This is a genomic window from Myxococcus xanthus, assembly GCF_013116825.1.
In the GTDB taxonomy this organism is placed as follows: Bacteria; Myxococcota; Myxococcia; order Myxococcales; family Myxococcaceae; genus Myxococcus; species Myxococcus xanthus_B.
The window spans coordinates 1-13522 of the sequence record NZ_JABFNS010000187.1 but is presented as its reverse complement, the minus strand read 5'-3'; the positions used below and the strand labels follow the sequence as shown (position 1 = coordinate 13522).

1 protein-coding gene is annotated in these 13522 nt (G+C 70.4%); it reads left to right on the top strand.

Annotated features, from left to right (window positions below):
- Positions 1-13522 (top strand): non-ribosomal peptide synthetase (locus HNV26_RS34350; protein ID WP_436410073.1); only part of this gene is annotated, 13522 nt, incomplete at both ends.

Here is a 13522-nt window from a genome sequence, read left to right as displayed (position 1 = left end):
GTGCACTTCGTGCCGTCGATGCTGCGCGCCTTCGTGGAGGAGCCCGGGCTGGAGGGGCTGGGAAGCCTGCGGCGGGTGGTGTGCAGCGGCGAGGCGTTGAGCGCGGAGTTGGTGAAGAAGGCGTACGCGCGGCTGCCCGCGTCGGTGGGGGTGCACAACCTCTACGGGCCGACAGAGGCGGCAGTAGACGTGACGTACTGGCCCTGCCCTCGTGGCGAGGACTTCCACCGGGTGCCGATTGGCCGGCCGGTGGCGAATACGGTGCTGTACGTGCTGGACGCGCACGGGCAGCCGGCGCCGGTGGGCATTCCGGGCGAGCTGCACATTGGCGGCGTGCAGGTGGGACGCGGGTACTGGCAGCGGCCGCAGTTGACGGCGGAGCGCTTCATGCCGGATGCCTTCAGCGGCATTCCGGGCGCGCGCCTGTACCGCACCGGAGACGTGGCGCGGTGGTTGCCGGACGGCACGCTGGAGTACCTGGGCCGAGCCGACTTCCAGGTGAAGCTGCGTGGCTTCCGCATCGAGCTGGGTGAAGTCGAGACCGCGCTTGCCGCGGACCGGGCCGTCCGCGACTCCGTGGTGCTGGCTCGTGAGGATTCGACGGGTGACCAGCGACTGGTGGCCTACGTCGTCCTGGACGATGCGGCGGCGGCGCAGGAGGTCGACGCGTCCTCCCAGTGGCAGGCCATCTACGACGAGGCCTACGCACGCGAGACGACGGAGAGCGAAGACCCGACCTTCAACATCGTCGGCTGGGAGGACAGCTACACCGGCGAGTCGCTGCCGCCCGCGCAGATGCGTGAGTGGGTGGACACCACCGTGGCGCAGATCCTCAGCTTCCAGCCCAAGCGGGTGCTGGAGCTGGGGTGCGGCACCGGCCTCCTCCTGTACCGGCTGGCGCCTCGCTGCGAGGCCTACTGGGGCGTCGATTTCGCCCGGCCCGCCCTGGACCGCATCGAGCGCCAGCGTGAGCGCATGGGCGGCGCTCTGGATTCCGTGCACCTGCTGCACCGGAGCGTGGACGACTTCTCTGGCCTGGAGCCGGGCTCGTTCGACACGGTCGTCATCAACTCGGTCGTCCAGTACTTCTCCAGCCCTGAGTTCCTGCTCGACGTGCTTCGGGGGGCCGTGCGCGTCCTGAAGCCAGGGGGCCGGGTGTTCCTGGGCGACGTGCGGAGCCTGGAGCTGCTCGAAGCCTTCCGGGCCTCGGTGCGCTTGCACCGGACCGCGGGCCCCGTCGCCACGTCCCAGTTCGCCTACCGCGTCCAGCGCGACATCCTGGCGGAGAAGGAGTTGGTCCTCTCCCCTGCCTTCTTCACCGCCCTGCCTGGGCGCATCCCGGGCATCCATCGCGTGGAGGTGCTGCCGAAGCACGGGCGCTACGACAACGAGCTCAGCCGCTTCCGCTACGAGGTCATCCTCCACGTCGGCGACGCCGCCAAGGCTCCCGCCCGGAGCACGAAGCCGGACTGGGTGGACGGCGCCAGCCTCACCCTGGACGGACTGCGCGAACAACTGAGCGCCCGGCCCGGAATGCTGGCCGTGCGTGGGCTCCCCAACGCGCGAGTCCTGGAGCCCACTCGGCTCGTTGAGCTGCTGGCCGCCACGCCTCCACCCACGGTGGCGGGGCTTCGCGAGGCCCTGCATGACTGGCCGGGGCCCCGCGGCGTGGAGCCGGAGGACCTGTACGTGCTGGGCTCGGAGCTTGGCTACGAGGTCCGGGTGAGCTGGGCCTCCGCGCACCGGGATGGTGCGCTGGACGTGGTGTTCGCTCGCCCCGATGAGGTGGGCACGCTCGACCTGGCCCCCGAACCCAAGCAGGTCACCTCCTGGGATGGCCTTGCCAGCGATCCGCTGCGCGGGGCTCGGAGTGCACAGGCGGTGAGCCGTCTCCGCGACGCGCTGGCGGACAAGCTGCCGCCGCACATGGTGCCCTCCGCCTTCGTGGTGCTGCCCGCCCTGCCCTTGTCTCCCAATGGCAAGGTGGACCGCAAGGCACTGCCCGCGCCGGAGGCCGAGCGCCTGGGCGCCGCGGACGCCTTCATCGCGCCGCGGACGCCCACCGAGGAGAAGGTGGCGCGCATCTTCGGTGAGATTCTGGGCCAGTCCCGAGTCGGCGCGAACGATGACTTCTTCGCGCTGGGGGGACACTCCCTGCTGGCCACGCAGGTGGTCGTGCGCGTGCGCGCGCAGCTCAACACGGAGATCTCGCTGCGCACCCTGTTCGATGCGCCCACCGTGGCCCGTCTGGCGGAGCGCATCGAATCGCAAGTCCAACTGGCCGACGCACCGGGTGTCCCGGCACTGGTCCCGCTGGAGCGCGGTCGGTCCGCTGATGAAGGACTGGCGGCGTCCTTCGCGCAGCAACGGCTCTGGTTCCTGGAGCAGCTGCACCCCGGGCAGGCCGCTTACAACCTCCCCGCGGCCCTGCGGCTGACGGGACCGTTGGATGTGGAGGCCCTGCGGCGCACCTTCCTGGAAGTGGTCCGCCGTCACGAAGCGGTGCGCACCACTTTCGTCACGCGCGAGGGCCAGCCCGCCCAGCGCATCCACCCGGCGCCGGCTGAATGGCCGCTTCCCGAGGAGGACCTGCGCGGCCTGGAGCCCGAGGCCCGCGACGCGGCCGTGCAGGCCCGGATGGCCGAAGAGGCCCACCACGCCTTTGACTTGGAGAAGGGGCCGCTCCTGCGCACGGTGCTGCTGCGCACCGGCGCGGATGCGCATGTGCTGCTGCTGTGCATGCATCACATCGTCTCGGACGGCTGGTCCATCGGCGTGCTGGTGCGGGAAGTGGCCGCGCTCTACGGGGCGCTGTCTCAGGGGCGAGCGGCCGTGCTGCCCGCGTTGTCGGTGCAGTACGCGGACTACGCCGCGTGGCAGCGGCGCGTACTGGAGGGGCCAGCGCTGGCGCCGCAACTGGACTGGTGGCGCTCACGCCTCGAAGGCGCTCCCACGCTGGAGTTGCCCACCGACCATGCGCGTCCCGCAGTCCGTAGCGGTAAGGGCGCTTCGTACTTCTTCACGCTGTCCTCGGAGCAGGTCGCGGGCCTGGAGCGTGTGGCCTCGGCCCACAACGCCACGCTGTACATGGTGCTGATGGCGGGCTGGCAGGCGCTGCTCGCGCGCTACTCCGGGCAGACGGACTTCTGCGTGGGCACGTCGGTGGCCCATCGCACGCGGCCCGAGCTCGAAGGGCTCATCGGCTTCTTCGTCAACACCCTGGCGCTGCGCGCGAACGTGGGCGGCGATCCGCGTTTCGATGACCTGCTGGCGCGAGTCCGCGAGGAGTCCCTGGCGGCTTTCGCGAACCAGGACGTTCCCTTCGACCGGCTGGTCGAGGTGCTGGGCGGCCAGCGCGACCTGTCGCGTACCCCGTTGTTCCAGGCGGCCTTCGTTCTCCAGAACGCCCCCATGCAGCCGCCCACGCTGCCGGGCCTGGTCGTCGACGTGCTGCACACGGGCACGGATACGGCCCGGTTCGATGTGACCGCCTTGCTGGTGGAGCGCGGCGGGCGGCTGGAGGGCGAGCTCGAGTACAGCCTCGACCTGTTCACTCCGGAGACCGCGCGCCGCATGGTGGAGCACTTCCAGCGGCTGCTCCGCGGCGTCGTGGAGGACGCCTCACGCCGCATCAGCGCGGTGCCACTGTGGAGCGAGGCCGAACGCCACGAAGTGCTCGTGGCCTGGAACGACACGGCTGCGCCCTACCCCGCTGACACCACCGTCCATCAGTGCTTCACGGAGCAGGCGCTGCGTACTCCGCGGGCCGTCGCCGTCGAGTACGAGGGCCGCTCGCTCACGTATGCGGAGCTGGACGCGCGCTCCAACCAGCTCGCGCACCACCTGCGCTCGCTGGGCCTGGGCGCCGAATCACGCGTGGGCGTCTTCCTGCACCGGGGCCTGGACTTGCTGGTGGGCCTGCTGGGCATCCTCAAGGCGGGTGGCGCCTACGTGCCGCTGGACGCGTCGTACCCCGCGCAGCGACTGGCCTTCATGGCGGAGGACTCGGGTGTGGCCGCCATCCTCACCGAGTCCGCGTTGGAGGATGAGCTGCCCGCCGGTTCGCAGCTCATCGTGGTGCTGGATGAGGAATGGGGGCGGATTGAGCGCCAGCCGTCGACGCCCGTGACGGGCGGGCTGGTGGGCGCAGAGCAGCTCGCGTACATCACCTACACCTCCGGCTCGACGGGGATGCCCAAGGGCGTGGCCATTCCGCACCGGGGCGTGGTGCGCCTGCTCATCGGCTCGCGCTTCGTGGACCTGGGGCCGTCGGAGGTGGTGCTGCAACTGGCGCCCCTGGCCTTCGACGCGTCCACCCTGGAGATTTGGGGTGCGCTGTTGCACGGGGCGCGCCTGGTGCTCTACCCGCAGCGGACGCCGGACCTGGCGGAGCTGGGACAGGCGCTGGTGCGGCACCAGGTGTCGGTGCTCTGGCTGACGGCGGCGCTCTTCGAGCAGATGCAGCAGCACCAGCCGGAGGCGCTGGGCACGGTGCGTCAACTGCTCGCTGGCGGCGACGTGCTGCCCGCGCCTCGCGTCCGGGAGCGGCTGGCGCAGGGCGTGGGGGTGGTAAATGGCTATGGCCCCACGGAGGGCACCACCTTCACCGCGTGCCACCGGATGGCGCAGGGCGACGCGGTGGGTGACTCCGTCTCCATTGGACGGCCCATCGCGAACACCCAGGTGTACGTGCTGGACTCGGCGATGCAGGCGGTGCCCGTGGGCGTCCCCGGTGAGGTGCTCATCGGCGGCGACGGCCTGGCGCGGGGGTACCTGGGCCAGCCCGCGCTGACGGCCGAGCGCTTCGTGCCCAATCCCTTCGGGCCTCCTGGGGCGCGGTTGTACCGCTCGGGAGACCGCGCGCGTTGGCGGGCGGACGGCACGCTCCAGTTCCTGGGCCGAGTGGACTTCCAGGTGAAGCTGCGAGGCTTCCGCATCGAGCTGGGTGAAGTCGAGGCCGCGCTGCGCAACCACTCCGCGGTGGAGACGGCGATTGCCGTGGTGCGCGAGGACATCCCGGGGGACCGGCGTCTGGTGGCTTACGTGACACCGGAGAATGTGGACACCGCGTCCCTCCGGGAGCACCTGCGCCAGCGGCTCCCCGAGTACATGGTGCCCAACGCCGTGGTGGCGCTGAGCACCCTGCCCCTGTCTCCGAATGGCAAGGTGGACCGCAAGGCCCTGCCAGCTCCGGACCTCGTCGGTCTGGCGGCTGATGACTTCGTGGCGCCCCGAACGGAGCTGGAGCAGCAACTGGCGGTCCTGTTCAGCGAGGTGCTCGGCCTGGAACGCATGGGCCTGAACGACGACTTCTTCGAACTGGGAGGCCACTCGCTGCTGGCCACGCAGGTCGTGACCCGGCTGCGCGCCCAGCTTGGCGTGGACCTTCCGCTCCGCACCTTCTTCGAGGCCCCCACCGTAGCGCGCCTCGCCGCGCGCCTGGAGTCGGCGCCGCGAACCAGCACCTTGCTTCCCTTGGAGCCCCTGCCCCGACCGGCCCAGGGCGAGGCGACCTTCGACGTCTCGTTCGCGCAGCAGCGGCTCTGGTTCATCGAGCAACTGCATCCCGGACAGTTCACCTACAACGTGCCCGCGGCATTGCAGCTGAAGGGGCGGTTGGACGAGGAGGCCCTGCGGCGCACCTTCCTGGAAGTGGTCCGCCGTCACGAAGCGGTGCGCACCACCTTCGTCACGCGCGAAGGTCAACCGGCCCAGCGCATCCACTCGGCGCCCGCCGAGTGGCCACTGCCCGTCGAGGACTTGAGCGGCTTGGAGCCCGAGGCCCGTGACGCGGCCGCGCAGGCCCGCATGGTCGAAGAAGCCCACCGCGCCTTTGACTTGGAGAAGGGGCCGCTCCTGCGCACGGTGCTGCTGCGCACGGGGCCGGACGTGCATGTGCTGCTGCTGAGCATGCACCACATCATCTCGGACGGCTGGTCCATGGGCGTGCTGGTGCGGGAAGTGGCCGCGCTCTATGAGGCGCTGTCGCAGGGCCGTGAGGCCGCGCTGCCAGCGCTGACCGTGCAGTACGCGGACTACGCCGCATGGCAACGACGTGTGCTGGAGGGCCCGGCGCTGACGCCACAGCTGGACTGGTGGCGCTCGCGGCTCGAGGGCGCACCCACGTTGGAGTTGCCCACCGACCACCCGCGCCCGGCTGTGCGCACGCTGCGCGGGGCCACGCATACGTTCACGTTGCCGCCTTCCCTGGTGGCTGGGCTGGAGCGAGTGGCGTCGGCCCACAACGCCACGCTGTACATGGTGCTGATGGCGGGCTGGCAGGCGCTGCTCGCGCGCTACTCCGGGCAGACGGACTTCTGCGTGGGCACGCCCGTGGCCCATCGTACGAGGCCGGAACTCGAAGGGCTCATCGGCTTCTTCGTCAACACCCTGGCGCTGCGCGCGAACGTGGACGGCGATCCGCGTTTCGATGACCTGCTGGCGCGAGTCCGCGAGGAGTCCCTGGCGGCCTTCGCGAACCAGGACGTTCCCTTCGACCGGCTGGTGGAGGTGATGGGGGGCCAGCGCGACCTGTCGCGTACCCCGTTGTTCCAGGCGGCCTTCGTCCTCCAGAACGCGCCCATGCAGCCGCCCACGCTGCCGGGCCTGGTTGTCGACGTGCTGCGCACGGGCACGGACACGGCCCGGTTCGATGTGTCAGCGTTGCTGGTCGAGCGCGGCGGGCGCCTGGAAGGTGAGCTCGAGTACAGCCTCGACCTGTTCACCCCGGAGACCGCGCGCCGCATGGTGGAGCAGCTCCAGCGGCTGCTCGAGGGCGTCGTGGAGGACGTTTCACGCCGCATCAGCGCGGTTCCGCTGTGGAGCGAGGCCGAGCGCCACGAAGTGCTCGTGGCCTGGAACGACACGGCTGCGCCCTACCCCGCCGACACCACCGTTCATCAGCGCTTCATGGAGCAGGCCCGGCGCACGCCGGAGCGTGTCGCGGTGACCTTCGAGGGCCGTTCGCTCACCTACGCGGAGCTGGACGCTCGTTCCAACCAATTGGCCCGGCACCTCGTATCCCTGAGACTGGCGCCGGAGGCCCGCATTGGCGTGTGCGCGTCGCGCGGGTTGGAGCTGGTCATCGGGGTGTTGGGGGCACTCAAGGCCGGTGGCTGCTACGTGCCGTTGGACCCGTCCTGGCCCGTCAAGCGCCTGGAGCACGCGACCTCGACGGCGCGCCTGGCCGCGGTGTTGACGTGGCAGTCGCTGTTGCCCTCCCTCGAGGACGGTCCGTGGCACGTCGTGGCGTTGGACGCGGATGCGGCGGACATCGCCCGTCACTCCCCGGAGGCCGTGCAGGTTCCCGTGTTCCCAGAGGGACTGGCGTTCGCCACCTTCACCTCGGGGTCCACGGGAACGCCCAAGGGTGTGGCCCTGCCGCATCGGGGCTTGCTGCGACTGAGCGAGGGCTCCCGTTTCCTGACCCAGGCGCCCGAGGAAGTCACCCTTCAGCTCGCGCCATTGGCCTTCGACGTCTCCAGCATCGAGCTGTGGGGCACGCTGCTGAATGGCGGAAAGCTCGTCGTGTACCCGCCCGGGACGCCCGAGCCGGACGCGGTGGCCCGGCTCATCGTCGAGCACAAGGTGTCGTGGCTCGTCCTGGCGACGTCGCTCTTCGAGCTGATGCAGCAGCACCAGCCCGAGGTCCTGGCGCGAGTGCCCAACCTGCTGACGGGCGGCGAAGCGATGCCAGCCCCCCGGGCGCGGGAGCGGCTGGCGCGAGGGGGGACCCTGACCAACGGCTACGGGCCCACCGAATGCAGCACCATGGCCACCCGGCTCACGCTGTCGCCTGGGGACTCCGTGGGCCGCTCCGTCCCCATTGGCCGGCCCATCGACAACACCGAGGTCTATGTCCTCGACCCGGCGCTGGGTCCCGTGCCCGTGGGCGTGCCGGGTGAGCTGTGCCTGGGAGGACCGGGCCTCGCGCGCGGCTACCTGAACCGCCCGGACCTCACCGCTGAGCGCTTCGTGCCTCACCCGTTCAGCGCCGCCCCCGGAGCCCGGCTCTACCGCACGGGTGACCGCGTCCGCTGGAGCCCGGACGGCGTGCTGGAGTTCCTGGGCCGGTTGGATCACCAGGTGAAGGTGCGCGGCTTCCGCATCGAGCTGGGTGAAATCGAAGCGGTGCTGCGCGCCCATCCCTCTGTCGTCGAGGCCACGGTCGTCGTGCGCGAGGACGGCTCCGGGGGCAATCGCGTGGTGGCGTATGTCGTTCCCCCGCAGGCGGATGTGGCTCCGCTGCGCGAATACCTGCACCAGCATCTGCCGGACTACATGGTCCCGTCCGCGTTCGTCGGTCTGGACGCCTTCCCATTGACGCCGAATGGCAAGGTGGACCGCAAGGCCCTGCCAGCTCCGGACCTCGGTCTGGGAGCGGCGGACTACGTGGAGCCTCGAACGGAGCTGGAGCAGCAACTGGCGGCCCTGTTCCGCGAGGCGCTCGGCCTGGAACGCGTGGGCCTGAACGACGACTTCTTCCTCATGGGCGGCCACTCGCTGCTGGCCACCCAGGTCGTGACCCGGCTGCGCGCGCAGCTCGGCGTGGACCTGCCGCTCCGTACCTTCTTCGAGGCTCCCACCGTGGCGCGCCTCGCCGCGCGCCTGGAGTCGGCGCCGCGGACCAGCACCTTGCTTCCCTTGGAGTCCCTACCCCGGCCGGCCCAGGGCGAGGCGACCTTCGACGTCTCGTTCGCTCAGCGCCGCCTGTGGTTCATTGAGCAACTGCATCCCGGACAGGTCACTTACAACATGCCCGCGGCCTTGCGGCTGACGGGCATGTTGGACGTGGAGGCCCTGCGGCGCACCTTCCTGGAAGTGGTCCGCCGTCACGAAGCGGTGCGCACCACCTTCGTGACGCGCGAGGGGCAACCGGTCCAGCGCATCCACCCGGCGCCCGCCGAGTGGCCGCTGCCCGTCGAGGACTTGAGCGGCTTGGAGCCCGACGCCCGTGACGCGGCCATGCAGGTCCGCATCGCAGAAGAGGCTCACCACGCCTTCGATTTGAAGCAGGGCCCGCTGCTACGCACGGTGCTGCTGCGCACGGGGCCGGACGTGCATGTGCTGCTGTTGTGCATGCATCACATCATCTCGGACGGCTGGTCCATGGGTGTGCTGGTGCGGGAAGTGGCCGCGCTCTACGAGGCGCTGTCTCAGGGGCGTGAGTCCCCGTTGCCAGCGCTGACGGTGCAGTACGCGGACTACGCCGTGTGGCAGCGGCGCGTACTGGAAGGCCCGGCGCTGGCGCCACAACTGGACTGGTGGCGATCGCGGCTCGAGGGCGTTCCCACGTTGGAGCTGCCCACCGACCATGCGCGCCCCGCGGTCAGCAGCGCCAAGGGCGCGTCGTACTTCTTCTCGCTGTCCGCGGAGCTGGTGGCTGGGCTGGAGCGAGTGGCCTCGGCCCACAACGCCACGCTGTACATGGTGCTGATGGCAGGCTGGCAGGCGCTGCTCGCGCGCTACTCCGGGCAGACGGACTTCTGCGTGGGCACGTCGGTGGCTCATCGCACCCGGCCGGAGCTCGACGGGCTCATTGGCTTCTTCGTCAACACCCTGGCGCTGCGCTGCCGGTTGAGCGGCAATCCGACCTTCGCCGAGCTCGTGGCCCGTGTCCGCGACGAGGCCCTGGGCGCCTTCGCACATCAGGACGTGCCGTTCGAGCAGCTCGTGGATGCCGTGGGCGGTGAGCGCGACCTGTCCCGGACGCCGCTGTTCCAGACGCTCTTCGTCCTCCTGAACTCGGACCTCATCCAAGCGCCGTCGCTTCCGGGGCTCCACGTCGACGTGTTGCCGAGCGCGACGGACACGGCCCGGTATGACTTGACGCTCGCGATGAGGGCGCGCGGCGGTGAGTTGGAAGGCCAGCTGGAATACAGCCAGGACCTCTTCACCCCGGACACCGCCAGGCGAATGGTGGAGCACCTGCGGGTGCTTCTGTCGGCGGTGGCGGACGGGGCCGGGTCGCAGCGGCTCGGTGCGCTGCCCATGATGGAGGCCCCGGAGCGCCAGCAGGTCCTCTCGGCCTGGAATGCCACCCAGGCCGCCTATCCGGTGGACGCGACCGTGCCTTCGCTCTTCGCGGAGCAGGCGCTGAGGACTCCGCAGGCCATCGCCGTCGAGCACGAGGGACGCTCGCTCACGTATGCGGAGTTGGACGCGCGCTCCAACCAGCTCGCGCACCACCTGCGCTCGCTGGGCCTGGGCGCCGAATCACGCGTGGGCGTCTTCCTGCACCGGGGCCTGGACTTGCTGGTGGGCCTGCTGGGCATCCTCAAGGCGGGTGGCGCCTACGTGCCGCTGGACGCGTCGTACCCCGCGCAGCGGCTGGCCTTCATGGCGGAGGACTCGGGTGTGGCCGCCATCCTCACCGAGTCCGCGTTGGAGGATGAGCTGCCCGCCGGTTCGCAGCTCATCGTGGTGCTGGATGAGGAATGGGGGCGGATTGAGCGCCAGCCGTCGACGCCCGTGACGGGTGGGCTGGTGAGCGCAGAGCAGCTCGCGTACATCACCTACACCTCCGGCTCGACGGGGATGCCCAAGGGCGTGGCCATTCCACACCGGGGTGTGGTGCGCCTGCTCATCGGCTCGCGCTTCGTGGACTTGGGGCCGTCGGAGGTGGTGCTGCAACTGGCGCCCCTGGCCTTCGACGCGTCCACCCTGGAGATTTGGGGTGCGCTGTTGCACGGGGCGCGCCTGGTGCTCTACCCGCAGCGGACGCCGGACCTGGCGGAGCTGGGACAGGCGCTGGTGCGGCACCAGGTGTCGGTGCTCTGGCTGACGGCGGCGCTCTTCGAGCAGATGCAGCAGCACCAGCCGGAGGCGCTGGGCACGGTGCGTCAGCTGCTCGCTGGCGGCGACGTGCTGCCAGCGCCTCGCGTCCGGGAGCGGCTGGCGCAGGGCGTGGGGTTGGTAAATGGCTACGGCCCCACGGAGGGCACCACCTTCACCGCGTGCCACCGGATGGCGCCGGGCGAAGCGGTGGGTGACTCCGTCTCCATTGGACGGCCCATCGCGAACACCCAGGTGTACGTGCTGGACTCGGCGATGCAGGCGGTGCCCGTGGGCGTCCCCGGTGAGGTGCTCATCGGCGGCGACGGCCTGGCGCGGGGGTACCTGGGCCAGCCCGCGCTGACGGCCGAGCGCTTCGTGCCCAATCCCTTTGGGCCTCCGGGGGCGCGGTTGTACCGCTCGGGAGACCGCGCGCGTTGGCGGGCGGACGGCACGCTCCAGTTCCTGGGCCGAGTGGACTTCCAGGTGAAGCTGCGAGGCTTCCGCATCGAGTTGGGGGAAGTCGAGGCCGCGCTGCGCAACCACTCCGCGGTGGAGACGGCGATTGCCGTGGTGCGCGAGGACATCCCGGGGGACCGGCGTCTGGTGGCTTACGTGACACCGGAGAATGTGGACACCGCGTCCCTCCGGGAGCACCTGCGCCAGCGGCTCCCCGAGTACATGGTGCCCAACGCCGTGGTGGCGCTGAGCACCCTGCCCCTGTCTCCGAATGGCAAGGTGGACCGCAAGGCCCTGCCAGCTCCGGACCTGTCGCCCGTCGAAGACTCCCAGGCGGCGGACCTGCCCTTGCTCCAGCAGCAGTTGGCGGCGCTGTTCCGAGAGGTGCTGCACGTCGAGCGCGTGCGGCCACACGACGACTTCTTCGAACTGGGAGGCCACTCGCTGCTGGCCACTCAGTTGGTGACGCGTATCCGCGCGGCGCTCGGCGTGGAGGTCCCGCTGAGGACGCTGTTCGAGGCGCCCACGCTCGCGGGTCTGGCGGAGCGCATTGAGGCGCTGATGATGCAGGCGTCGCGCGCGGCGATGCCTCCGTTGCTGCCAGTGCCCCGGGATTCGGCGCTGCCTTTGTCCTTCTCGCAGCAGCGCCTGTGGTTCCTCGCGCAGCTCCAGAAGGGACATGCCGTCTACAACGTGCCCTTCGCCCTGAAGCTGTCCGGGGCGCTGGACGTGGATGTGCTGCGGCGCACCTTCGCCGAAGTCGTGACCCGGCACGAGGTGTTGCGCACCTCTTTCTCCGCGACGGAGGGACTGCCCACGCAGCACGTCCAGCCGGCGCCAGAGGTCTGGGATCTTCCCGTGGAGGACCTGTCCTCGCTCAAGGGGCCAGCTCGCGACGCGCGCGTGCGGCAGCGGATGACGGAGGAAGCCCGCTTCCCGTTCAACCTGGCCGTGGCTCCCCTGCTCCGCACCGTGCTGCTTCGTCTGGACGCGGACGAACACGTACTGCTCCTGTGCCTGCACCACATCGCATCGGATGGCTGGTCCATGGGCGTGCTGGTGCGGGAAGTGGCCGCGCTCTACGCCTCGCTCAGTAAGAACCAGCCGTCTTCCCTGCCGCCCCTGCCTGTGCAGTACGCGGACTTCGCCGCGTGGCAGCGGCAGTGGGTGCAGTCGCAGGGCATCCAGACGCAGCTGGCCGAGCTGCGGACTCACCTCATGGGTGTTCCTTCGCTGGAGTTGAACGGCGACCTGGGCCGACCCGCGACCCGCACCGTTCGTGGCTCGAGCCACTTCTTCGCGGTGTCGGCGGAGCTGGCGGAGGCGCTGAAGAAGGTGGCTCGTGACCAGGGTGCCACGCTCTTCATGGTGCTCCTGGCGGCCTATGAAGTGCTGCTCTCGCGCTACTCGGGACAGAAGGACTTCTGCGTGGGCAGCCCCATTGCCCACCGCACCCAGTCCGAGCTGGAGCCCCTGATCGGCTTCTTCGTCAACACGCTGGCCCTGAGGGCCCGGTTGGACGGGACGCCGACCTTCGCGGAGCTGGTGGCGCGCGTCCGCGAGGAGTCCCTGTCGGCGTACGTGCGCCAGGACGTGCCGTTCGACCGGCTGGTCGAGGCCGTTGGCGGCGAGCGCGGTGGCGGCAGATCGCCGCTCATCCAGGTGATGTTCGCCCTGCAGAACGCGCCCATGCAGCCGCCGTCACTGCCGGGCGTGACGGTCGAGCAACTGCGGTCCAGCACGGACACAGCCCGGCTCGACCTCACCCTGTCGTTGATGGAGCTGGGCGACGGGAGCCTGGAGGGAGGGCTGGAGTTCAGCCTGGACCTCTTCACGCCCGAAGCGGCGATGCGCCTGACACGGCACTTCCACACGCTGCTGGAGGCGGTCGTGCGCGATCCGCAAACGCGCATTCAAGCGCTGCCGATGCTGCCCGACGATGAACAGCAGCAGGTGCTGAAGGGCTTCCAGGGACGTGAGATGGCGCCCGCTTCCGAGGGGACCATCCACGCGCTAATGGAGGCGCAGGTGGCGCGCACGCCGGACGCGGTGGCGGTGTCGTTCGAGTCGGAGCGGCTGACGTACCGGGAGCTGGACGCTCGGGCCAACCAGGTGGCGCACCACCTGAGGGGGCTGGGAGTGGCCCCGGAGTCGCTGGTGGGGGTGTGCCTGGAGCGCTCGGTGGACATGGTGGTGGCGCTGCTGGGCGTGCTGAAGGCGGGGGCGGCCTACGTGCCGGTGGACCCTGCGTACCCGAAGGAGCGGCTGGGGTGGATGCTGGAGGACACCG